Source organism: Paenibacillus sp. FSL P4-0338, from assembly GCF_038002365.1.
In the GTDB taxonomy this organism is placed as follows: Bacteria; Bacillota; Bacilli; order Paenibacillales; family Paenibacillaceae; genus Paenibacillus_AQ.
This window is the reverse complement of the sequence record NZ_JBBOCG010000001.1, coordinates 3,000,505-3,023,782: the sequence shown is the minus strand read 5'-3', so window position 1 is coordinate 3,023,782 and position 23,278 is coordinate 3,000,505. Positions and strand designations below refer to the sequence as shown.

Annotated in this window: 18 protein-coding genes and 1 riboswitch; of the genes, 12 read left to right on the top strand and 6 right to left on the bottom strand. The window is 55.2% G+C overall.

The annotated features are described in order from the left end of the window. Positions 1-11: 11 nt before the first annotated feature. The 7 genes from MKZ07_RS13390 (at position 12) to MKZ07_RS13360 (ending at position 8,924) form a co-directional block, all read left to right on the top strand. Positions 12-1,331 (top strand): glycoside hydrolase family 125 protein, encoded by a 1,320-nt coding sequence (locus tag MKZ07_RS13390; RefSeq protein WP_341026113.1) that lies wholly within the window; start codon positions 12-14, stop codon positions 1,329-1,331. 38 nt (positions 1,332-1,369) lie between these two features. Then, complete coding sequence (locus MKZ07_RS13385) at positions 1,370-2,368, top strand: glycoside hydrolase family 130 protein (RefSeq protein WP_036699537.1); 999 nt, start codon at positions 1,370-1,372, stop codon at positions 2,366-2,368. A gap of 6 nt (positions 2,369-2,374) precedes the next feature. Continuing rightward, positions 2,375-5,164: an alpha-mannosidase gene (locus MKZ07_RS13380; RefSeq protein WP_341026111.1), complete on the top strand. Its 2,790-nt coding sequence runs from the start codon at positions 2,375-2,377 to the stop codon at positions 5,162-5,164. Positions 5,165-5,199: 35 nt separating this feature from the next. Next, the gene (locus tag MKZ07_RS13375) at positions 5,200-6,696 is read left to right on the top strand and encodes a beta-N-acetylhexosaminidase (protein WP_051493963.1); all 1,497 of its coding nucleotides are present in this window, start codon (positions 5,200-5,202) and stop codon (positions 6,694-6,696) included. A 215-nt stretch (positions 6,697-6,911) separates the two neighbouring features. Next, a complete protein-coding gene (locus MKZ07_RS13370) occupies positions 6,912-7,142 on the top strand; it encodes a hypothetical protein (protein ID WP_051493962.1) in 231 nt (76 codons plus the stop codon). After that, a complete protein-coding gene (locus tag MKZ07_RS13365) occupies positions 7,139-7,975 on the top strand; it encodes an alpha/beta fold hydrolase (protein WP_341026107.1) in 837 nt (278 codons plus the stop codon). Before MKZ07_RS13370 ends, MKZ07_RS13365 begins: the two co-directional genes overlap by 4 nt. Before the next feature lie 67 nt (positions 7,976-8,042). Beyond that, on the top strand, positions 8,043-8,924 hold the full coding sequence (locus MKZ07_RS13360) for a PhzF family phenazine biosynthesis protein (RefSeq protein ID WP_341026105.1): 882 nt from the start codon (positions 8,043-8,045) through the stop codon (positions 8,922-8,924). A 6-nt stretch (positions 8,925-8,930) separates the two neighbouring features. On the opposite strand, the gene MKZ07_RS13355 is transcribed toward MKZ07_RS13360, so the two are convergent. Beyond that, the gene (locus MKZ07_RS13355; RefSeq protein WP_341026103.1) at positions 8,931-9,533 is read right to left on the bottom strand and encodes an NAD(P)H oxidoreductase; all 603 of its coding nucleotides are present in this window, start codon (positions 9,531-9,533) and stop codon (positions 8,931-8,933) included. 169 nt (positions 9,534-9,702) lie between these two features. Between MKZ07_RS13355 and MKZ07_RS13350 the strand changes: the two genes are divergently transcribed. From MKZ07_RS13350 to MKZ07_RS13340, 3 genes are read left to right on the top strand one after another with little or no spacing between them, the layout of a single operon-like run. Continuing rightward, positions 9,703-10,074: a winged helix-turn-helix transcriptional regulator gene (locus MKZ07_RS13350; RefSeq protein WP_036699530.1), complete on the top strand. Its 372-nt coding sequence runs from the start codon at positions 9,703-9,705 to the stop codon at positions 10,072-10,074. 36 nt (positions 10,075-10,110) lie between these two features. Further along, the gene (gene cls / locus MKZ07_RS13345) at positions 10,111-11,553 is read left to right on the top strand and encodes a cardiolipin synthase (protein WP_036699529.1); all 1,443 of its coding nucleotides are present in this window, start codon (positions 10,111-10,113) and stop codon (positions 11,551-11,553) included. A gap of 44 nt (positions 11,554-11,597) precedes the next feature. Continuing rightward, positions 11,598-12,047 (top strand): DUF1877 family protein, encoded by a 450-nt coding sequence (locus MKZ07_RS13340; RefSeq protein WP_051493960.1) that lies wholly within the window; start codon positions 11,598-11,600, stop codon positions 12,045-12,047. 205 nt (positions 12,048-12,252) lie between these two features. Here MKZ07_RS13340 and MKZ07_RS13335 read toward each other — a convergent pair whose 3' ends face one another. From MKZ07_RS13335 to MKZ07_RS13325, 3 genes are all read right to left on the bottom strand, one after another. Further along, complete coding sequence (locus MKZ07_RS13335; RefSeq protein WP_051493959.1) at positions 12,253-12,549, bottom strand: GNAT family N-acetyltransferase; 297 nt, start codon at positions 12,547-12,549, stop codon at positions 12,253-12,255. A gap of 295 nt (positions 12,550-12,844) precedes the next feature. Then, positions 12,845-15,301 (bottom strand): MMPL family transporter, encoded by a 2,457-nt coding sequence (locus tag MKZ07_RS13330; protein WP_036699528.1) that lies wholly within the window; start codon positions 15,299-15,301, stop codon positions 12,845-12,847. Positions 15,302-15,330: 29 nt separating this feature from the next. Continuing rightward, complete coding sequence (locus tag MKZ07_RS13325) at positions 15,331-15,951, bottom strand: TetR/AcrR family transcriptional regulator (RefSeq protein WP_036699527.1); 621 nt, start codon at positions 15,949-15,951, stop codon at positions 15,331-15,333. Positions 15,952-16,483: 532 nt separating this feature from the next. Then, positions 16,484-16,666: riboswitch (cyclic di-AMP (ydaO/yuaA leader) on the top strand. 723 nt (positions 16,667-17,389) lie between these two features. Between MKZ07_RS13325 and MKZ07_RS13320 the strand changes: the two genes are divergently transcribed. Then, positions 17,390-17,887: a hypothetical protein gene (locus MKZ07_RS13320; protein ID WP_036699525.1), complete on the top strand. Its 498-nt coding sequence runs from the start codon at positions 17,390-17,392 to the stop codon at positions 17,885-17,887. Positions 17,888-17,904: 17 nt separating this feature from the next. Next, a complete protein-coding gene (locus MKZ07_RS13315; protein WP_036699523.1) occupies positions 17,905-19,335 on the top strand; it encodes a flotillin family protein in 1,431 nt (476 codons plus the stop codon). A 174-nt stretch (positions 19,336-19,509) separates the two neighbouring features. Here the strand turns inward: MKZ07_RS13315 and MKZ07_RS13310 are convergent, their stop codons facing one another. Next, complete coding sequence (locus tag MKZ07_RS13310; RefSeq protein WP_341026097.1) at positions 19,510-21,804, bottom strand: alpha-galactosidase; 2,295 nt, start codon at positions 21,802-21,804, stop codon at positions 19,510-19,512. A gap of 115 nt (positions 21,805-21,919) precedes the next feature. After that, positions 21,920-22,915, bottom strand: a complete 996-nt coding sequence (locus tag MKZ07_RS13305) for a LacI family DNA-binding transcriptional regulator (RefSeq protein ID WP_036699521.1) — start codon at positions 22,913-22,915, stop codon at positions 21,920-21,922. Positions 22,916-23,278: the final 363 nt, after the last annotated feature.

Here is a 23,278-nt window from a genome sequence, read left to right as displayed (position 1 = left end):
AGACTACTACCTTGGAACAATTCAGACTTCCCCGCATTGAGATGCCGGAGCTTACGCTGCCGTCATCCATTCAGGCCGTGCTGGCCGATGCCGAAGCGAAGCTGGCCCACCGGCCTAAGCTGCAGCGCCTGTTCCGCAACTGCTTCCCGAATACACTGGAGACCACTACCAAGCTGCTTGATGACGGAACCACCTTTGTCATTACGGGGGACATCCCCGCCTGCTGGCTGCGCGATTCGGTGGAGCAGGTCATTCATTATGTGCCTTTTGCCGCGGAAGATGCTGACCTGCAGCGGATTATCGGCGGGCTGATCAAGCGCCATACCGAGTATGTGCTGATTGATCCTTACGCCAACGCGTTCAATGAGTCGGCCAATGACTGGCACTGGAATGCCGCCGATGTGACGGAGATGTCGCCCTGGGTGTGGGAGCGCAAATTCGAGATCGACTCGCTGTGCTTCGTAATCCGCCTGGCCCATGCTTATTGGGAAGAGACGAAGCAGACTGATTTCTTCACCGCCGATTTCAAAAAAATGCTGCGCGTCATCACCGACCTGTTCAAGCGCGAGCAGCATCATACCGAAGAGTCCCCGTACCGTTTCACGCGGAATAACGGGATTATAGAGGATTCCATCCGTAACGGCGGCCTTGGGATGCCTGTGAATTACACCGGCATGATCTGGTCCGGCTTCCGCTCCAGCGATGACGCCTGCGATTTCCACTACAACATTCCGGGGAACATGTTCGCTGTGGTGGCGCTGCGGCAGATGCAGGATTTTGCCGAGTGGGTCTTCCGGGATCTGAATTTCCTGGCTGAGCTGAAGGAATTGGAGCAGGAGGTCGATCACGGCATCAAGCTGTACGGCACCTACCGCCATCCGGAATTCGGACCGATCTACGCGTACGAGACAGACGGTTATGGCAATTACAGCCTGATGGATGATGCCGGAACACCGGGCCTAATGTCCATTCCGTACCTGGGTTATTTGAACAATGACGATCCGGTCTACCAGAATACGAGACGCTTCGCGCTGAGCAAGGAGAATCCGTTCTACTTCGAGGGCAAGGCCGCCAAGGGAATCGGCAGTCCTCATACCCCTGCGGGCTACATCTGGCATATGGCACTGTCGATGCAGGGCATTACTGCAAACAGCAAGGAAGAGCGGCTAGCGGTTATCGCCATGCTGGAAGCAACCGATGCCGATACCGGCTATATGCATGAGGGCTTCCACGCTGACGATCCGTCCGTGTTCACCCGCAAGTGGTTCGCCTGGTCGAACAGCTTGTTCTCGCAGTTGATCCTGCGGGCGCTGAAGGAAGGCATTCTCTAACACAAACATACTTTTACACAGATAAAGGAGACCAGATCATGAGTACAATTATTGGAGAAGCACTACCGAACATCCCTTGGCAGGAGAAGCCTGAGGGCACGAATTCCCCAGTATGGAGATATTCCGCCAACCCGATCATTCCGCGCAACGCCATTCCGAACTCGAACAGTGTGTTCAACTCGGCAGTCATTCCGTTTGAAGGCGGCTTCGCAGGGGTGTTCCGCTGTGACTCGCGGTCGGTCAGCATGGATATCTTCGCGGGCTTCAGTGAAGACGGCGTGAATTGGAAAATCAACCATGAGCCAATCGTATTCGAGGGTGATGAAGAGATCACCAAGCGCGAGTACCGCTATGATCCACGCGTCTGCAAGATTGACGACCGTTATTATGTGTCCTGGTGCAACGGGTATCACGGGCCGACGATTGGCCTGGCGTATACATTCGATTTCAAAACCTTCCACCAGCTGGAGAATGCCTTCCTGCCGTACAACCGCAACGGGGTGCTGCTTCCGCGCAAGATCGGCGGCAACTATGCGATGCTTAGCCGTCCTAGTGATACGGGGCATACGCCGTTTGGCGATATTTTTTACAGTGAGAGTCCTGACCTGACCTTCTGGGGTAAGCACCGCTATGTGATGGGTACGGTTGACGGTGATGCTTCCGCGTGGCAGTCCAAGAAGATTGGTCCTGGACCGATTCCGATTGAAACGGACAAGGGCTGGCTGCTGATCTATCACGGCGTTATCAACACCTGCAACGGGTTCGTCTACCGCATGGGGGTAGCGCTGCTGGATCTGGAACAGCCTTGGAAGGTAAAAGCGCGTTCGCGCAACTACATCCTCGGCCCGGAAGAGCTATATGAATGTGTGGGCGATGTGCCGAACGTGACGTTCCCTTGCGCGGCACTGACCGATGCGGCTACCGGACGGATTGCCATCTACTACGGCTGTGCGGATACGGTGACGGGTCTGGCGTTCACAACCGTGGATGAGCTGATCAGCTATATGGATGAATATCCGCTGGAGATTGAGGGGTAACCGGTTATGACCAAACAACAGACGGCACATATTATCTCGCATACGCACTGGGACCGGGAATGGTATCTGCCTTATGAGCGCCATCACATCCGGCTGATTCAGCTCGTGGATACGCTGCTGGACACGCTGGAGCAGAACCCGGACTTCCGCAGCTTTTTCTTCGACGGGCAGACGATTATCATCGAGGATTATCTGCAGGTCCGCCCGGAGAACCGGGAGCGGCTGATACGGCATATCCGGGAGGGCCGGATATTTATCGGACCTTGGTACATTCTTCAGGATGCGTTCCTGACCAGCCCGGAAGCCAATGTGCGTAACTTACAGCTGGGACATCAGGATGCGGCAGTCTATGGTGAAGTGTCCAAAATTGGTTATTTCCCGGACACCTTCGGCCTGACCGGACAGATTCCGCAGCTTATGCAGCAGGCCGGCATTACCAACGCGTTCTTCGGACGCGGCGTGAAGCCGACGGGCTTCAACAATATGGTCTCGGATGACGGCTATGAATCCTCGTTCTCGGAGCTGGTCTGGGAAGGGCCGGACGGCTCGCAGGTGCTGGGCATCCTGTTCGCCAACTGGTATTCCAACGGGAATGAGGTTCCGGTGGAGCTTGAGGAGGCCCGCCGCTTCTGGGAGCGTAAGCTGGGCGATGCCCGGCAGTATGCAGCGACCGATCAGCTGCTGTTCATGAACGGCTGCGATCACCAGCCGCTGCAGACTGACCTGCCGGAGGCGATCCGCACAGCAGAGAAGCTGCACCCGGAGGTCGCCTTCGTTCACTCGAACTTCCCGGACTATATCAAGGCAGTGGAAGCTTCATTGGCTGGCCGCAGCCTGTCTACAGTGAAGGGAGAACTTCGGAGCCAGCGCACGGACGGCTGGGGAACGCTGGTTAATACCGCTTCTGCCCGCGTGTACCTGAAGCAGCTCAACCAGCGCGGTCAGGCCATGCTGGAAAAAGTAGCCGAGCCGTTGGCTGTTATCGCGGGGCTGCACGGCGGAGAGTATCCGCAGCATCTGCTGGATTATGCGTGGAAGACGCTGCTGCAGAACCATCCGCATGATTCCATCTGCGGCTGCAGCGTGGATGAGGTGCACCGCGAGATGGTCACCCGCTTCGACAAGAGCTATCACACGGCCGAAGGCATCGTAGCGGATAGTATGCAGGCGATCACCGCAGCGGTCGACACCACCGGCTTCGCCGCTTACGGCGAAGAGGCGCTTCCGCTCGTGGTGACGAATACCAGCGGCTGGAGCCGCACCGGTACGGTTACCGTTGAGCTGGACGCAGCCCGCCAATATCTGCGCGATGGGCTGCCTCTTGAAGAGAATGCCCGGTTGATGAAAACCGTGGACCTGGCCGGACGGGTTCTGGTCGATGAACAAGGCCAGCCGGTTCCTTGTACAGTAGAGGATCTCGGCCTGTCCTTCGGCTACGACCTGCCGGATGACCGCTTCCGCCAGCCGTATAGCTGCCGCAAGGTGCGGCTGACCTTCGAGGCGGCGGATGTGCCTGCCCTGGGGCTGCGCACCTATGCCTGGGTCCGTCCTGTTGGGGCGGCTGCCGCGGAAGCCGATGCTGCCAGAAGCGCTTCGGAGGGGAACCTGCAAGCTGTGGCTTCAGTCACGGCTTCGCTGATTCAAGGCGCGCGCGTATTGGAGAACGACACGCTGCGGGTCGAGGTTATGGCTGACGGTTCCTTCACGCTGGAGCATAAGCCTAGCGGCAAAGTCTACCGAGACCTCGGTGTCTACGAGAATACTGGTGACATCGGAAATGAGTATATGTACAGACAGCCTGCGGGCGAAGTACCGCTGACGACTCTGGGGCTTGACGCACAGATCGCTGTCATTGAAGATACGCCATACCGCGCTTCCATCGAAATCACCCATGCCTGGGCGATCCCGGCTTCGGCCGATGCCTTGCTGGAAGAAGAGCAGCGGGCATTGGTCTATTACCCGGAACGGCAGGCTAAACGTAGTGCCGCTACAGTAACCCTTAAGCTGCGGACGGTCTTGAGACTGGAGCGTAGCGGCAAAGGCCTGGAAGTGAAGAGCTTCATCGATAATAAGGCTAAGGACCACCGCCTGCGGATGCTTTTCCCGGCGGATCTGGTTACAGCCTCGCACACTGTTGATTCGATGTTCGAGCTGGCGGAACGTCCGAATGAGCCGGCACCGGAATGGCAGAACCCGAGCAATGCCCAGCATCAGCAGTGCTTCGTGGATGTTGCCGGGGACAATGCAGGCCTGACAGTCGCTAATCTCGGATTACACGAATACGAGATTCTGCGGGATGGCCGTGGTACAATCGCCGTGACGCTGCTCCGAAGTGTCGGCGAGATGGGCGACTGGGGCTGGTTCCCTACACCGGAAGCCCAGTGTCTGGGAGAGCAAACAGCAGATCTGCTGCTCCTGCCACATAGCGGGGATGCCGTAACTTCCGGTACCACTGCGGCTGCATACCAATTCCAGATTCCTTGGACCTTTGCGCAGGCAGAGGTTCATGCGGGGACAATTCCCGCTGTGTATTCGGCTGTTCGCTGGAGTAGCAAGACCGCTGCCTTCTCCTCTATGAAGCTGAACAAGGAACGCGGCGATGTGTTGCTCCGCTGGTTCAACCTGACGGCTGAGCCTTGCGAGCTGGAGCTGGAATCCGCGCTGCCGGTTGCTGCCTTCTATACTTCGAATGTGCTGGAAGCAGAAGGTGAAGAGCTTCAGACTGAAGGAGATGCTTCGCTCAAGCTGCCGCTTGGCGGACATCAGATTACAACGGTCGGCCTCCGGCTGCGCTGATCCACGCGAAGAAGGGAGAGGTGGGAGGTATGGATATGGATAAGAATGAACCATTAGAGCGGCGCACCTCCAATAACGGCCCGCTCACCAGTGTACAGCAGCAGATTGCGGCAGCATCCGGGGGACAATGGCGGCTGTCTGCCGGGTCCAAAACCCGGATTGTGGACAATGCCAGATCGGATAATAACAGTGTTCTGAACGAAACGGTCTTCATTGTTCTGGGGGAATACGCGGGTATTCTGACACCTGCTGACAGGATCATGACGGTTGCTTACGGGGATACGGAGGCATCCGCTTCGGGCGATATCGTCATTGAACTGACGGAACATGAAGCTACTGGAAAGCCGGACAGCCAGGAAGCTTACGTCATTGACATCGGGGCCTGTGCGAAGATCACCGCCTCAAGTGAACGTGCGTTGATGTATGGTCTGCGGACGCTGTTGCAGAGACTGGCGAATGACGGCTTCGTTCCTTATGGTAGAGTCACCGATTATCCCGTAATGCCTGAGCGGGCGCTGCATATCGACATCGGCCGCAAATTCTATAGCGAAGACTGGCTCCTGGAGCGGATCAGAGAGATGTCCCGGCTGCGGCTGAATACGCTGCAGCTGCATTTCTCCGAGAACGAGGGCTTCCGGCTGATGAGCGAGAGCCATCCTGAGGTGGTATCGGAGCAGGCTTTGACCAAGCAGGAGATAAAGGCGATTATTCTTGAGGCACAGCGTTATCATGTGGATATCATCCCTTCATTGGATTCACCGGGGCATCTGGGACAGGCCCTCCGGATGCATCCGGAGTGGCTGCTCAAGGATGCAGCGGGCAACGCGGCCCCGGGTGCGCTGGATATTACGAATCCGGCAGCCCGCCGGTTCGTGCTGGAACTGATCGACGAATATGCCGAGTTATTTGCCGGCAGCCGCTTTTTTCATATCGGCGGGGATGAATTCATCAACTTCGCGGAGTTCGATAAGTATCCGCAGCTCGCGGAGTATGCCCGGAATGTGTTGAACATCAGCGGCGGCACGGGTGTGGACACGTATATTGATTACCTTAATGAAGTCGCTGAACATTTGGAGTCGATGGGCTGGACGGTCCGCGCCTGGAATGATGGCCTGTACCGTGCGGATCAGACCCAGCGGGTCGCGCCCAAGCCGTCTATTCAGATCACATATTGGACGAAGTGGCACCCGATGATGGCCCCGGTGGAGGACATCCTCGCCAAGGGGCATCAGGTGATCAACTACAACGACGGCTACTTGTATTACGTGCTGGGCGAACATGCAGGCTACACTTATCCGACAGCTGAGAAAATCCGCGCCTCCTGGCATCCCGGACTGTTCCCGAACCGCACCGGTGAAGCCAAACAGGAATACACGGGAGCCTACCCGCGCGAACTGGTTGGCACCACCTTCTCCATCTGGAGCGACAAGCCGGAAGCACAGACCGAAGGGGAAGTGGCCGCAGGCATTCGCGGCCCGCTGCGGGCGATGGCGGAGTTGGCTTGGCTGGGGAAGCAAGATGCGGCTGAGTAGACAACAGAATAGACAAATCGTATAGCTTTTTATGATTGCAGCAACGGATATCGTCCGCTTTAGGGCGAGGTTCGTTGCTGTTTTTTTTGTATGTCATCGAAAAACCGACCACATTGGGCACGCATAGCATCCATGCACCGGGTGTATGCGTTTTGATTAAGGTAGCATAAATTGAACATGCCATCACGATGTGTAATGATAATGGCGGGTGATAAATGATGGAGGATAACCAAGTGTCAACCGGCGTGAATAAGGTAAGCAAACAGGGCGGGGCACGCAGAGGTGCCGGCCGCAAACCAATCGGTGTTACGCGCAAAATCTCGCTGACGTTGCCGCAGGAAGTTTGGAATGAAATTGACCGTAGCTGCGGCAGAGGTGACTATTCCGTCTCTGAGGTGCTGCGGTCGATCATTGAAGACAGTCTGCACAAGGCAGATCTGCTATGAAGGGACGGGGCGAAGGGTGGTTGTTGAGTCCGGGATACATAGAGGTAGAAGGCGGAGCTCTGTTTCATGAGAGAAAAGGTAGCGGCGAGCCTGTTGTTTTCATCCATGGCAATTATAATGACCACCGGATATGGGAGGAGCAGATGGAGAGGTTCTCCACCAGCCACGATGTTATCGGCTATGATCTGCGGGGCTACGGACATTCGGACACTCCCCGCGCTTCGTTCTCTCATGTAGAGGACCTGAAGCTGCTGCTGGACACCCTTGGCCTCACAAAAGTAACTCTAGTTGGTTCATCCCTGGGCGGCAGCGTAGCCACCGATTTCACGCTGGTCTATCCAGGCTATGTGGACCGCCTCATTCTGGCAGCCCCTTCGGTCAGCGGCCGCAGCTATCCCGCCAGGATGCTATGGCAGGGGATCAAACAGCATATTCAGGTCAGGCTGAAGGGTGCTGAACAAGCTATTGACCATTTTATCGCTAATTCTTATTGGGACTATTACTTCCCTGCGGCAACAAAAGAAAAGGCCAGACAGAAAACGATAGACAATGTGCGGAATCCCGGCAACTTCTGTCGGTTCCCTCCAAGCCTATCGCGCGTCCCCAAGCCTTATGCCATTCATAGATTAGCGGAGATTGCTCAACCAGTTCTTATCCTCATTGGCGCATTGGACCACCCATACAATAGAGAGACCGCAGAAATTCTGCACAAAGGCATCAGACGTTCCACGAAAATAATATTCCCGGACGGCCGCCACCTGCCTTTTATAGAAGAACCTGAGAAGTTCTCTGCGCTGACTGTAGAATTTCTGCGGGATAATCATAATGCCTAAATATCTTAAATTCACATTCTATTAATTTATGCTAACATAATACTCAAAAAAGACAGGCGGTGCAGGTGTGCAGAACATCAAAGTCTATCATTACGATGCATTCAGCAGTATTCCGAACAAAGGGAACCCGGCAGGGGTTGTCCTGGACAGCGAGGGTCTTACAGAGCAGCAAATGCAGGAGATTACAGCGAAGGTGGGTTTCAATGAGACGGCGTTTCCGTTAAAATCCAACCAGGCGGATCTCAGAATCCGTTATTTCACGCCGGGGCATGAGATTAATCTCTGCGGTCACGGGACCATGGCGTTGTTGTATGCCCTGAAGACCAAGGGGATGCTGGGGGACAAAAAAGAGTTAACCATCGAGACCAAGGCAGGAGTTATGCCTATCCGCATCACAGAAGATAGCGGCGAACTCTATATGACGATGAGGCAGGCCAGTCCGCAGTTTGAAGCTTTTAAAGGATCACTTGAGGACTTGGCCCGCTCGATCGGCCTTGAGCCCGGTGATATTGATCAGACCCTGCCGACCATGTACGGCAGCACTGGAACGTGGACCTTACTGGTCCCGATTACAAGCCTTGATGCCTTCACCCGGATGCAGCCTGACAACAAGCGGTTTCCAGAGGTGCTGAAGGAGATGCCCCGCTCGTCCATTCACCCGTTCTGCCTGGAGACGAATGATCCTGAGGCGCATATGCATGCCCGCCATTTCTCCTCCCCCTTCTCAGGGACTATTGAGGACCCGGTTACAGGCACAGCCTCTGGGGTGATGGGGGCTTATTATTCCAGGTACATCGGCGGACAAGCCCCCTCCTTCGAGCTGCTGATCGAGCAGGGCCAAGAGATCGGCAGGGACGGCAGAGTCAGAGTGTCCGTGTCGGACAACGGCAATACTATAGAAGTGACGGGCAACGCCGTTTATGTGAATGAATTTGATGTGACTCTGTGATCTCCCTTATTCCTGCGATTTGTCAGTTTTCCCCTTGCCATAATGTAATCCCGCCTGATAGGCCTGTTCGAGCAATGCCTCACGATGTCCGGGTGCGGAACTAGCAGTATCGTAGAGGAATTCTACTCTGGAGTCCGTGATTCCGCAATAATCGGCAATTCCCACGTTAAGCAGACGGGCGGTTGCTTCATCATAGCTGCGCTTTTTCATCTGCGCCTCTGTTACGCCTGCCAGAGCCAGCCATACGGCACGATAACCATGTAAGTTATTTGTGCCGTAGGCAACCCTGTTGTTCACCACCCGGTCGATATACCCCTTCAGCATGGCCGGCAGATGCCACCACCACAGTGGAAACACAAATGCCAGACCGTCATGCTGCCGCACCCGCTCCATTTCCCGCTCTAGTTCAGGTGAATAGGGTTGTTCCTGTTCACCTGCGGTCATATGGAGTTCTTCCCTTCCCTGCAGGACAGGGTCAAACCCTATCCCATGCAAATCCAATATTTCATAGCCGTGTCCGGCTGCGGTAAGCCCCTCTGCGAAACGGCGGGCGACCTGGAAGGTCAGGGAATCCTGTCTCGGGTGTGATACGACGATTAATATGCTCATGCTGGTATCTTCACTACCTTTCTTAACAGCAGGTTTGTAGCCATGTTCCTTGGCTGATGCTATTATATACAGGAATAAAATAATGCGGAAGTACGCACTTTGCTGTTCTATAGGAAGGTGTATGTTCCATAGGAACATTGAGGTACCCTACATAACGGAGGCAGAAGCAATGACTGAACAGAGTGGCGATAGCGTTCCCAAAAAGTATAGAGTCGGCGTGGAGGCAGCGCTCGAAGTGATGGGCGGCAAGTGGAAGCCGCTAATTATCTACCATCTGATGACCGGACAGAAGCGCACCTCCGAGCTGCTGCGGCTCATTCCCGGCTTAACCCAGAAGGTGCTGACCGCCCAGTTAAGGGGTCTGGAGAGCGATGAGATTATCTCGCGGACCATTTACCAGGAGATTCCGCCCAGAGTGGAGTATGAGCTGACTTCCTACGGCTGGGGGCTGAAGCCCGCGCTGGATCTGTTATGCTACTGGGGAGAGGAGCACCTGGACAGGATTCATGGCGACAGGTCCAAGGTGCTGGAGGACTTTTAGGCAGCAGAGAGAGACAGAGAGGAAAGGGGAAAGAGCATGGAGTTTGCAAGTCTAACCACAGTCGTCACCCTCATTAACATCATTCTGGCCCTGGGCTTTCTGTTCATTGAGCGCAGGGAGGCCGGGTATACCTGGGCCTGGCTGATGGTGCTGTTTTTCATCCCGATACTGGGATTTGTCTTGTATATCTTTTTCGGGCGTAATCTCAAAAAGAAGAATTTCTACAAGCTCTTCATCGAAGAGCAGGAATATGTCCAGGCTGAAGCGGACAAGCAGCTGGCAGCTTTTGCGGAAGGGGCGGATGACAGGTCGCAGCTGCTGCAGAACTATGCCCAGCTCATCAACATGAATATCCGCTCGTCGCACGGCTTGTTATCTAACGATAATGATATTGTCATTTACAGTGACGGCCACCAGAAGTTCGCCGCATTGTTCGCGGATATCCGCTCAGCCCGCGCAGAAATCAATATTCAGTACTACATCATTCAGCCGGACGCTCTGGGCAAGCAGCTGAGGGATGAATTAACCCGAAAGGCGCGGGAAGGCGTGAAGGTGCGGCTGCTATATGACGAGGTCGGCTCGAAGCGGATTTCGCGGCATTTTTTCAGAGAGTTGCGTGCAGCAGGGGGCGAGGTTGAAGTGTTCTTCCCGTCCCTGATCAAGCCGCTGAACTTCCGGATCAACAACAGGAATCACCGCAAGCTGTGCATTATTGACGGAAGCATTGCCTATATAGGCGGGTTCAATGTGGGAGATGAGTATCTGGGGCAGGTTAAGAAGTTCGGCTATTGGCGGGACACGCATCTTCGAATCACCGGAAATGCGGTCAGCCATATCCAGGGCAGATTCATCCTCGACTGGCATCAGGCCGGGAAGCATGAGCGAGGGGATTACGGGGAATTCGTCTTCAACATGGAGCAGCATACAGGGACAAGCCCGGTCCAGATCATTACCAGCGGCCCCAATTCGTCGACGGAGCATCTTAAGAACATGTATATTAAGCTGATTTTGTCAGCCAAGGAGAGCGTGTATATCCAGACCCCATACTTCATACCGGACACAAGCTTCATGGATGCCTGCAAAATCGCCCTGCTCTCCGGGGTGGATCTGCAGATCATGATCCCTAACAAGCCTGACCATCCGTTCGTATATTGGGCCACCTGGGCCTATGCCGGGGATCTGCTGAATTACGGGGCCAAAATCCTGCTCTACGAGAACGGCTTCCTGCACGCCAAAACGATTGTCGCAGACGGGGAGGTTGCCTCTGTCGGGACGATGAATATCGATTCACGCAGCTTCCGGCTGAACTTCGAGGTCAATGCCATTGTGTATGACCGGGCGATTGCCGAACAGCTCCAGGACATTTTCCTAAATGATGTCAGGCTGTGCTCTGAGCTTACCGTGGAGCGTTATGCGCAGCGCTCGCTGGTAATTAAGCTGAAAGAGGGGATTTCCCGGCTGCTGTCACCTATTCTGTAAGAAGACTGGTGATGCAGCCGTACCTATAAAAGGAGGAAGGACAAATGGGGATGCTGGGTCAATATGTCATGGTGGATGAGGATACGCTGGAGCGCATGATGGAGATGGACGGGGCGGAGCTGATGGATACGCTGGAGAAGCTGATTGAAGGCGGGAGTGAACACTACGATATCGACAAGCTGTGGGAGGAACTGCATCTCGCGCTAACCGGAGTCTCAGCCAGTGAGCCTATCGAATGCGATCCGTTAAGTGAAGCGGTTGTCGGCGTCCATGTGTTTGAGGTGGAAGAGGAGGACGGGTTCTTCGCGTGCACGGAGCAGGATGAACTGGAAGATATTATTGCAGCGATGCAGCAGGTGGATTTAGATACACTGGAGACAGGTGACATTGAAGAGGCGCTAAGGCAGCAGGTGACAAGTGACTTTACCGGACTTCTGGACTTTTACCGGAGGGCAGCGGCTGCCGGGAAGCATGTTATTTTCAGTGTGGCTTGAATTATCCTCCTTATATAGCTCACAGAAACGGTACTGTCCTTGTTACAAGGAGGTACCGTTTCTACATAGGAGTGGGGGGTTACGGCTGCAATTTTTTCTGAAGATAATATTTCGTCTGGCCTTCATTGGGGCAATCTTTAATTTCACCGAAGATCTCATACCCCTGCTTCTGATAAAAATGCGGTGCCTGCCAGCTCATCGTGGTCTATTCGCTAACCTTACAGCCGCGCCCCGCTGCTCTGGCTTCCAGCTCCTTCAGCAGAGTTCCGCCGAGTCCATGCCCCCTGTATCCGGGGTCCACGGCCAGCAAGTGCACATTCAGAATATTCCAGACCATATCCCCGGTAACGCCGCCGATGAAGACGCCGTTCTCGTAAGCGGCGAGGGAGATTACCTCACGCTGATAAGGCGGAATGCTGCTGTCCATGCGGCGGCTGTGTTCCTCCAGGAGCCTGGAGATTTCCTGCTGATTCTGAGCAAGGTCCAGTTCTATAATGTTCATGGGTATGCCTCCTTAGTAGCTGAATTCAATTATAGCCATTATATCAAAATAGAGCCTGCGGACGATGCCGCAGGCTCTATTTGTACCGGGAGAACGGCTGGAGTGCCGTTCGTTATTCCGGGGAGATGTAAAGGTCTTGGGTCCCGCAAAGTACCTGAGTTAGCATCGAAGCCAGGTCTCCACTTTGTGTGGCGAGTTTAGTGCAAATAGAAGAATTTATATGTTTTACACGATAATTTTTCCTTCTATTTCTCGCTGAAACGGTACCGTCCTTATTAGGACGGCAAAGCCGTTTCTACTTGTTTTGTCCGCTCTCGGCATTCAGCTTGGCGATCAGCTTATCGCCTTCGACATCGAGATTCGGCAGCAGGCGGTCCAGCCATTTCGGCAGCCACCAGGCTTTGTCGCCGAAGACGGCCATGACGGCCGGAACAAGCGTCATCCGGATGATGAAGGCATCGATCAGGATGCCAAAGGCCAGGGCGAAGCCGATCTGCTTAATCATCGCATCCGGGGCGAAGATGAAGCCTGCGAAGACAGATACCATGATCACACCTGCGGCCAGTACGACCCGGCTGGCCAGATCATAGCCGTGAATGACACTGTCCTTGCCATGGCGGCCATGGACATAAGCTTCACGCATGGAGCTGACCAGGAAGACCTGATAATCCATGGCGAGCCCGTATAGAATACCTGTGACCAGGATCGGCATGAAGCTGAGCAGCGGGCCGCCGGTATCAAAGCCGAATAGGGAATGTAGCCAGCCCCATTGATAGACGGCAGTGGTCACGCCGAAGGTGGCAATAATACTTAACACGAAGCCGACGGTTGCTTTGATAGGTACGATAATCGACCGGAACACCAGTAGCAGTATGATCAGCGACAGGATCACGATGATCCCGATGTATACCGGGAAGGCATCGGACAGCTTCGAGGACATATCAATATTGATGGCGGTGAAGCCGGTCACGCCAAGATTAATATTGTTCCCGGAGGTCAGAGCGGAATTCGGATCGCGCAGCTCCTGCACCAGATCTCTGGTTGCGGGATCTGTCGGGCCTGTGGCCGGAATCAGGCTGATAATGGCGAGCTTACCGGTGGGATTCAAGCCCATCGGGGACACCAGTGTAACATTATCATGCATTTGCAGCTCCTGCACCAGCTTGCCTACGACCTGCATTGAGAGGGTATCGGATGGATTCTTCGGCTCTGCTACGAGCAGGAGCGGGCCGTTGAAGCCTTCGCCGAACCCTTTGGAGATGACATCATAGCTCTGGCGGGCCGGAGTATCCAGGTTCGCCGAGGCGCCGGATGGAATACCCAGCTCCATCTTGGTTACCGGAATTGCGGCTGTGCCAAGCACCAGCACTACGAGTACGATGATGGCCCAGCGGTATTTTACTGTAGCATTCGCCCAGCGATGGGAGAAGCTGTGCTGTGATTTTTTGGCTGCGGTGCTGTGCTTGGTCCGGGCTTTGGCGGTTACGATCCGTTCACCGACCAGTCCGAGCAGCGCAGGCAGCAGGGATAAGGCCAGCAGGACGTTGATCAGAACACTGGCCGCAGCCACAAGTGCCATTGTCGATAAGAAGCCGATGCCAATGACGAGCATGCCGCACAGGGCGATAATAACGGTCAGACCCGCGAAGAATACAGCACTGCCTGCGGTGCCCAGAGCACGGCTGGCTGCTTCGGCTGCGCTTAATTTCTCATCCAGGATCAGACGGCGCTGGCGGTTCACAATGAACAGCGAGTAGTCGATCCCCACGGCGAGACCGATCATCACGGCAAGAACCGGTGTAATATCGTTCATCTGGATCAGGCTGCCGAGGGCAAAGGCACCTCCGACGCTAATGCCGACTCCGAGAAGCGCGGTCAGCAGCGGCAGGCCTGCGGCTACGACTGAGCCCAGCGTCAGGAACAATACGACGGCAGCAACGGCCACGCCGATCGCTTCCGTGGAGCCGATGGCCGGCATGCTTTTGAGCGAGTCGCTTGGAATCGCTGTAATTCCTGAACCGGACTGTTCCACTTCGGTTACAGTATTGATGATGTTATCCGGTACATCCGATGGCAGCGATGTCTGCTGCACAGTGAACTGGAACTGGAACAGGGCAATGCTGCCGTTAGCCGACAGCATCACGCCGGGAACCGGAATGCCGTCAACGATCAGCGGACCGAACGGTGCTGCCTGAGCGGCGGCGGAAGGATCAGCGGCAGCTTGGCCCGCAGCGGCGGAAGGATCAGCGGCAGCTTGGCCCGCAGCGGCGGAAGGATCGGCAGCGGCTTGGCCCGCAGCAGCGGAAGGATCAGCGGCAGCTTGGCCCTCAGTGGCGGAAGGATCAGCGGCAGCTTGGCCCGCAGCAGCGGAAGGATCAGCGGCAGCTTGGCCGGCCGCGGCTGCCGCTGCTTGTGCTGCCAGTTCGGCAGGGTTAATGACATATTCCATGTTGTATACATCATTAATAGCCTTCAGCAGCAGCGCTGTACGCTCAGGCGTATCAAGGCGCTCCCCGTCCGGTACAGTGAAGGCGATACTAGCCTGGCCGCCGGCTGCAGCGGGCAGCTCTTTTGTCAGTTTATCCAGCACTTTTTGCGACTCTGTGCCTTCAATTTTCATCTCGGAGCTGGATTGAATGCCGTTGACTCCAATCAGGGTGCCTACAACTCCGAGTACAATGATCCAGACTGCAATGAAGGCCCAAGGCTTGGCATAAGCCGATTTTCCTAAGCGGTATAGAAAGGTAGACATGTAATGGTTTCTCCTCTTTATCTGTGAATTTAGAAGCCGTTGCGTAAATAAGCAAACATGGAATTCAGGTATTGTTCAAACGGCATGGCATCGGAGCCTTCACTCAGCTGTTCGCCCGGCAGCATGACATTCAGCCGTCCGTCCAAGATAGGCACGAAGGCCCCATAGACGGCACCTACCAGCAGGTGGGTATATCCATCGGCATACCGTCCACGGGTGAACTGCTGCAGCGTCTCCTGGGCGGTGATCTGCAAATGCCGGAAGACATTGAGAATGTAAGGCTCCAGGGACGGATACTGATTCGCCAGGGAGACGAACTGCCGCAGCTTATGCAGGAACTCCGAGGTGAATTGCAGCTTCAGCAGATTGTACAGGGCATCGAGCGGTGTAGCATCCGGCGGCAGAGCAGCCAGCGGGTTATTCTCTTTCTCTTGGACAGCAATAATGCCAATGAAGTAGGCAGCGACTGCCTCTTCTTTACAGGAGAAGTAATTCGCAAAAGTCCGCCGGGAATACCCGGCCTTCTGAACAACATCGTCGACAATGAAGCCGTCCATGCCATGCTCAAGCGCAAGCTCGAAAGCCGCTACGGCTAAGGCGTAGGAGGTGGCTTCCTTTTTTTTGTCCCGCAGATTCAGTTTCGAATTCAAATTTCAACGTTCCTCCTTTCCCTCAGATCTATAAGCTCTATGGAATCTATAGGTTCTATTATTGCTCAAAGGGAAAGATTGCACAATGAGCATTGAGTGGCGGAAATGTGAATATTTTAAATTTGTAATAATGAGCTGGAGAAAAAAGGTGGGGGATGAGGGATGAGTTAGGTGGAAGTCATTGTGAGGATAATGAGAAATGGGGGAGTAGGCGATTAGGCGAGTAGGTGAGTAGGTGAGTAGGCGAGTAGGTGAGTAGGTGAGTAGGCGAGTAAGTGAGTAAGTGAGTAAGTGAGTAAGTGAGTAAGTGAGTAAGTGAGTAAGTGAGTAAGTGAGTAAGTGAGAGGATGAGTAATGTTGGTGTAAACAGACGATAGCGCGAGCAAATTCCCGGGCGGATAAGAGCAGAGCTTAAGAATGCGCCTTCATTCGCGAAGGGACAGCAATTTTGGCTTCTTTTGTCATCTGTGAGGTTTTACATTAAATGGCTGCAGGCGTAAGATTCAATCAACAACCGAATGAAATGACACTGTTCTTGAAATGGCTGAATTCCGTAACGGGAACGGGGGAACCAACTGGTGCAGGCGGCTTAAGGATGGGCTGCTGAGTACCCGGGGTGAATCCTTGCCAGCGTGCTACTATGGCTCTGGTGAGGTAGGGCAATCTCGCTGCCCGAATCCGTCAGCTAACCCCGTAAGCCTCGAAGAGAGAGGATGAGCGCCATGATCGATTAACCGACCACGGAGAGCCCTGCTGCTGTGGTCTTTTTGTTGTGCAGGAGAGGGATAAATCCCTCTGATTGTGCTGAAAATGGGCTGGAGGTGGAAATGAGAGGGATAAATCCCTCAGATGCAGCCGAAAGTGGGAGGATGAAAAGCACAAGTGCACCTGAATTCCGGCAATGTTGGCTAAACGAGCAAATGAGGAGCACAAGTGCACCTGAATCCCGGCAATGTTGGCTAAACGAGCAAATGAAGAGCACAAGTGCACCTGAATCCCGGAAATGTTGGCTAAACGAGCAAATGAAGAGCACAAGTGCACCTGAATTCCGGAAATGTTGGCTAAACGAGCAAATGAAGAGCACAAGTGCACCTGAATCCCGGCAATGTTGGCTAAACGAGCAAATGAAGAGCACAAGTGCACCTGAATCCCGGCAATGCCAAGTTGCGTCTCAGCCCCTACTAACCAAGCAGCCTAAAGTGAAAATTAAAGGAAATAGTGGCGGAGAGGAGCACATTTAAATCATATAACAACATTAATTAGTCAATTTAAATACGAATTAGTCTTGTATGTACCACATTAGTCTGTTTCCGCATCGCCACAATAGTCCATTACCGCATCACCCAAATAGTCAGCTAATGCATCATCACATCACATTACATCGAAAGGAGGGGTTACCATCGCTACTGTATTTATCGTCTGCTTCTGGGTGGGTCTCGTGCTTATCCTCAGTGGCAGCATTCATGGGCACGGTCTGGCAGGCCACCTGCATGTCGGGGGAGGTGATAGCGGAGGGCCGGGCTTTCTGCCGATTCTTCCGTTGATGGTGTTTGTTACCGTCTGGGGCGGCACGGGGTATATGCTTGTCAAATACAGCGGGATGCAGCTGCTTGCCGTAGTGCTGGTCTGTACCTTGATAGCCCTGCTGCCGGGCATTCTGCTCTACACCGTGCTGGCCCGGGTGATGACCCGGTATGACAGCAGTATGAGTGAACTGGATTATGATCCGGCCGGCCAGCTCGGCTATATCAGCATCGCCGCAGCGGATGGGGCAGTGGGAGAGATGAAGTATGTGCTGCACGGGACCATGCGCTCCATCGGCGTACGGGCCTACTCCGGTCAGTCGCTGCTGCGGGGCGATCGGGTGATTATTGTGAAGACAGATAAGGGGATCGCAGCGGTCACTCTGTTCGAACGGGCAATGGAACAAAACTAATGGGGAGTGTCGGAGGAATGTTAATTTTATATGTAACCGGAGCTATTGTTGTTGTGATTCTGCTGGCGTTAACCAGTATTGTGACCGCGTATAAAAAGGTTCCGCCCAATCAGGCTATGATCGTATACGGCCTCGGCGGCAAAAGAGTCGTCCAGGGCGGTGGGACGTTCGTCATCCCCGGCTTCCAGAACAATAAAACCATCTCTATGATGCTGATGAGCTTCGATGTTATCCCGGCACAGGCAATGTTTTCCCGCCAGGGCATCAAGCTCAACTTGGAGGCAGTCGCCCAGATTAAGATTAAAAGCGATCCAACCGCTATTCTCACAGCCAGTGAACAGTTCATTGACCGGCCGGAGGAGGACCGTGAGACGATTATTTTGCATTCGGTGGAGGGTCATCTGCGCGGTCTGATCGGCCAGCTCACCGTAGAATCTATCCTGAAGACCCCTGATGAGATCAACAGCAAGATGCGGGAGACCTGCTCGGAGGACCTCGACAAAATGGGGCTGGAGGTGGTCAGCTTCACCATCAAGAAGATTACCGACGACAAAGGGTACATCGATAATATGGGGGTGCCCGAGATTGAGCGTATCCGCCGAGACGCCAGTATTGCCAAGGCCGAAGCCGAACGCGACATACAGATCAAGCAGGCCGAAGCGGAGAAGGAGTCCTCCATTGCCAAAGCCAATGCCCATCAGGCGACCATAGAAGCGGGAACCGCCGCCCGTGCGAAGGAATCCCTGTTCGAGAAGGAGCTGAATATTAAGCAGGCGGACTTCAAGCTGGAGACAGAAGTGAAGAAGGCGCAGGCGGATCTGGCGTACGAATTGCAGCAGAATAAGATCAAGCAGTCACTGGTTACGGAACAGGTGAAAATCACTCAGATGGAGGCCGAAGCCAACCGCACAGTCCGGGAGATCGAGGTCGAGCTTAGACAGCGGGAGCTGGAGGCAACGGTAATCAAGCCTGCCCAGGCGGAGAATCAAGCGACGATTATGAGAGCGGAAGCCGCCAAGCAGCGGCAGATTCTGGAGGCGGAAGCCGAAGCTGCTACGACGACTAAGCGCGGGCTGGCAACAGCAGAAGCTGATCTGGCAAAAGGGAAGGCGAATGCGGAGATCGTCCAGCTCGCCGGAGCGGCGGAAGCGGGAGCGCTGCAGAAGAAGGCTGAAGCCTACAAACAGTTCACTCAAGCGGCCTTGACTGTGGAATTCCTGAAAATCCTGCCCGAGCTGGCTGAGAAAATCGCCTCCCCGCTGGCCAAGGTAGACAAGATTACCGTCATCTCTCAGGATGGGGCTTCCGCAGGCGTGAATAAAATTACCGGCGATATCGCTAAAATCATGGCCCAGGTGCCTGAGCTGACCAAGACACTTACCGGCATGAATGTAACAGAGGCGCTCAGCGGGTTACTTGGCCGGGAGCATGAACAAGAACAGGAGTAGGAGAGGAGAGCAGTAGAGTTAGGCAGTAAGTAGGCAGTGAGTAGGCAGTGAGTAGGCAGTGAGTAGTTAATAAACCGGCAGCAAAGCCGCCTGCCTGACTGCATCTCTCCACAAAAAAACAGGCGTCAATCTCCAAAAGGAGGCTGACGCCTGTGGTATGTCTTAAGCTGTAGATCAGCGCTGCACCGCTCTCAGGCGGTAAGTGCAGCTTGCGTAATCTCCGCGCAGGTCAGAGACTATCAGGCCCATGCGCATCAGGCGGTCGCCGCCGAGCGGTGTGCCGTCAAAGGCTGTCTGGAACGGACCGGAGCTGTCGCCTCCAGCGGCCGCAGAAGCTTCTGCACCGCCATGGACATGCTCGTTGCTGCCGGCAGCCCCGGTCTCGATGACGTAATCCAGCTCCGGGTTCAGTCCCTTGAGCGTAAGGCGCGAGATTGGCGGATTAGGTCTCGCGAGTACACGGAAGTAAGCGACGAAGGCTTCAGTCTTGTCCCCGCTGACGAACATCCAGGCGGTCTCACCGCTGCCCTCGAACGGACTCAGCAGACGGTACATATCTCCTTGCTGTACCAGTGTGCGGATCTCCTTGTACTGGGCAATCTGCCGGGCGGCCAGGTCCTTCTCGGCTTCGGTGAACTTGGTGAGGTCCAGCTCGTAGCCGAAGTTACCGCTCATCGCCACATCGCCGCGCGTAGCGAAGGAGGTAATGCGGTCTACCTGATGGTTCGGAACGTCAGATACATGCGCGCCCATGCTGCTGGCCGGATAGACGATGCTTGTGCCGTACTGAATCGCCAGGCGTTCCACCGCATCGGTGTTGTCGCTGGTCCAGGTCTGCGGCATGTAGAACAGCATGCCCGGATCGAACCGGCCGCCGCCGCCGGAGCAGCTCTCGAACAGAATGTCAGGGAAGCGCGAGGTCAGGCGTTCCAGCAGATGATACAGGCCGAGCATATAGCGGTGGGCGGTTTCTTTTTGCCGCTCCGGGGCAGCCTTCACCGATGCAATCTCAGTCATATTGCGGTTCATGTCCCACTTGATATAGCGGATCGGTGCACTGGAAAAGACAGCGCTTAGCGTCTCATACAGATAGTCACAGACCTCTGGACGGGAGAGATCCAGGATCAGCTGGTTGCGGCCTTCCGTGCGGCGGCGTCCTTCGGCATGCAGGCACCAGTCCGGGTGCTTGCGGTATAGCTCACTGTCCGGCGAGACCATCTCCGGCTCTACCCATAGACCGAACTGTACGCCTTCCTTATTGACCCGGCCTGCCAGATCCGCCAGACCTTCAGGCAGCTTGCGGCGGTCCTCGAACCAGTCGCCGAGCGAGCTGTTATCCTTGTCGCGTCTGCCGAACCAGCCGTCGTCAAGGACGAATAGCTCAATGCCGAGCGGGCCTGCTGCTTTGGCGATGGTCGCGATTTTGTCCGCATTGAAGTCGAAGTAAGTCGCCTCCCAGTTGTTGACCAGAATCGGGCGGGCCTGATCACGGTGAACACCGCGGCAGAGCCGGGTACGGTACAGCCGGTGATAGGTGCGCGACATGCCGCCGATGCCTTCGCTGGAATAGACAAGCACGGCCTCCGGGGTCTGGAAGGATTGGCCCGGCTCCAGCAGCCAGGAGAAGTCGAACGGATTAATCCCGATGCTTACACGGGTCTGGCCGAACTGCTCCACCTCAGCAGTTGCACTGAAGCTGCCGCTGTAGACGAGGCTGAAGCCATAGACGTCACCCTGATCTTCATCTGCACCCGGGCGCAGCAGCGCGAGGAACGGGTTGACCTGATGGCTGCTTGATCCGCGGCGGCTCTCCAGGGACAGCGAGGCTCCGGGGTTAAGCGGGTGGCGCTGAACATGGCGTTCTCTCGCCCATGCGCCACTCAGGTGTAGTGTGTCATAGGCGGAATCGGCAAAATCCACCGAGGCGCTAAGCGCCTGCTCCAGCCGGAGCGGGGCTTCGCCGTTATGCTCAAAGCGGACAGAGCGGGTAATCGCCTGATGGTCAGCGAACACCGTATAGAGCAGTCTGACCGTCAGACCGGCGTAGTCATCCTTCAAGGTGAGTTCAAGCGTGAGCGCTTCTGCTTCGTTCTCTGTATAGACCGCAGGCAGTCCATCCAGTGCCGGTTTGCCCGGTGTAATTACATAGCCTGCATATTGCAGCTCTGAGATTCGCGTGCCGTCCGCAAGCTGAACCTGATAAGCCGGCCGGCGAAAATCACTCGTACCATACTGCGGATACTCCTGCGGGAGGGCATCCAGCGAGAGGGCGGGCTTCTGCGGGAGCGGGGTTGGTGAGAAGGAGGCGCGTTCACGCAGCTCCAGTGCTCCGGCCAGACTGTCATCATGACGGAGCCGTGCACCCCAGTAGACATGGGCAGGGTAACCCTCTACCAGTTGGATGATGTAGCTGGTGTCCTTGGACTGAAGGTGAAACAGCCCTTGCGATTCGTCTGCAAAAATGTTCATGATCATAACACTCCTTGTGTATTGGAATAAGGTCCGGATATCTGGACCAACTTGAGCCTTACTTCTACGGATACCTTGGAAAAACAATCTACGATTGCCGTGCAGCCGGACTGCGTTAATCCGTTGTCCCGCCGCTGGTCTCGCGGACAATCAGCTTCGTGCCGATCATCGTATGCGAAGGGGCTTCGCGTCCTTCGAACCGCTCGGCGAGCAGCTGAACTGCTGCTTTGCCCATCTGCTCGGGATAGGCGCGGACCGTTGTCAGCGGAGGCTGGACATAGGCCGCCATCTCGATATCATCGAAGCCGACGACTGCCATCCCCGCAGGCACCTGTATCCCGTGATCATGCAGGGCGCGCAGGGCGCCGACTGCCAGCGGATCACTGGCAGCGAAGCAGGCCGTAGGCCTCTTTACACCTGACAGCAGCTCGCTCATCATCCGGTAGCCGTCAGCACTGGTCCAGCTTCCCGTGCGGATCAGCGCCGGATCATAACAGCCCTGACTCTGCATGATCCGGGTGTAATGATGCCTGCGGCGCTCTTCCCCGCTGCCGCCTCCAATGAAGGCGATCTCGCGGTGGCCCAGCTCCAGCAGATGGCCCAGCGCCTGATCGACAGCCTGCCGGAAATGCGTGCGCACGGAGTCATATTCCGTGCGCTCGGAGTAATGGTCGACTAGCACGGTGGTGCATGGGTCCTGGTGCAGCTTCGCAAGCTCTCCCGGCTGGAAGCTTCCGCCGACTACAATAAGTCCGTCACCGGCGGAGCGCAGCGGGGCTGGCGAGCTATGTCCGCGCAGCGTCTGGCCCAGCCGGATGCCCAGCTCCTCACAGCGCATCTCCACGCCGCGCCGGATGGAGCCGTAATAAGGGTCGTCCCGTTCCTCTTCGGCTGTACACCAGAGCAGGAGCGAGATCGTCTTACTGCCCAACTCATTCTCCCGCTTCAGCTGCCGTACCCGTGAGGGCTTGTAGCCCAGTTGCCCGGCCACGGTGAATACGCGGCTGCGTGTCTCCTCGCTGACAGCCAGGGACAGGTCATTATTTAGCACTCTGGATACGGTTGCGGCCGATACGCCGGCCTCCCGGGCGATATCTTTAATCGTTGCCAAGCAGATCACGCCTTTTTAGTTAATAAATTTACTAAATTTTCACCTTAATCCTATCATCCCTTAAGGGTTCTTTCAAGCAGATTTTGAAGAGCGCTTACATGGGAAGGGAATTAACTCAGAATCACCGCCGTATCGCCCGCCCCAACATTCTCGCGGACTGGAAAGACCTTATCAGCGGCAGATTACACCATTAAGCAGGCTAGGCGGACTCAGAAGCAGTTAACCAACCCATTACTCCTCATTTATAGCTGCAAATGGAAATATAAGCGCTTCTGAGTCCGCAAACACAAGAAAAGTTGGTTTTTTCGCATAATAGCGTCATCTGAGTCCGCCAGATGCCAAATAAGCCTAAGAGGAGTTTGG

Excerpts from the sequence above, each read along its gene's own strand:
- MKZ07_RS13385 (WP_036699537.1), top strand. The coding sequence starts at position 1,370 with ATGAGTACAATTATTGGAGAAGCACTACCGAACATCCCTTGGCAGGAG.
- MKZ07_RS13380 (WP_341026111.1), top strand. The coding sequence starts at position 2,375 with ATGACCAAACAACAGACGGCACATATTATCTCGCATACGCACTGGGAC.
- MKZ07_RS13375 (WP_051493963.1), top strand. The coding sequence starts at position 5,200 with ATGGATAAGAATGAACCATTAGAGCGGCGCACCTCCAATAACGGCCCG.
- MKZ07_RS13370 (WP_051493962.1), top strand. The coding sequence starts at position 6,912 with ATGATGGAGGATAACCAAGTGTCAACCGGCGTGAATAAGGTAAGCAAA.
- MKZ07_RS13365 (WP_341026107.1), top strand. The coding sequence starts at position 7,139 with ATGAAGGGACGGGGCGAAGGGTGGTTGTTGAGTCCGGGATACATAGAG.
- MKZ07_RS13355 (WP_341026103.1), bottom strand. The coding sequence starts at position 9,533 with ATGAGCATATTAATCGTCGTATCACACCCGAGACAGGATTCCCTGACC.
- MKZ07_RS13350 (WP_036699530.1), top strand. The coding sequence starts at position 9,703 with ATGACTGAACAGAGTGGCGATAGCGTTCCCAAAAAGTATAGAGTCGGC.
- cls (WP_036699529.1), top strand. The coding sequence starts at position 10,111 with ATGGAGTTTGCAAGTCTAACCACAGTCGTCACCCTCATTAACATCATT.
- MKZ07_RS13340 (WP_051493960.1), top strand. The coding sequence starts at position 11,598 with ATGGGGATGCTGGGTCAATATGTCATGGTGGATGAGGATACGCTGGAG.
- MKZ07_RS13335 (WP_051493959.1), bottom strand. The coding sequence starts at position 12,549 with ATGAACATTATAGAACTGGACCTTGCTCAGAATCAGCAGGAAATCTCC.
- MKZ07_RS13330 (WP_036699528.1), bottom strand. The coding sequence starts at position 15,301 with ATGTCTACCTTTCTATACCGCTTAGGAAAATCGGCTTATGCCAAGCCT.
- MKZ07_RS13315 (WP_036699523.1), top strand. The coding sequence starts at position 17,905 with ATGTTAATTTTATATGTAACCGGAGCTATTGTTGTTGTGATTCTGCTG.
- MKZ07_RS13310 (WP_341026097.1), bottom strand. The coding sequence starts at position 21,804 with ATGAACATTTTTGCAGACGAATCGCAAGGGCTGTTTCACCTTCAGTCC.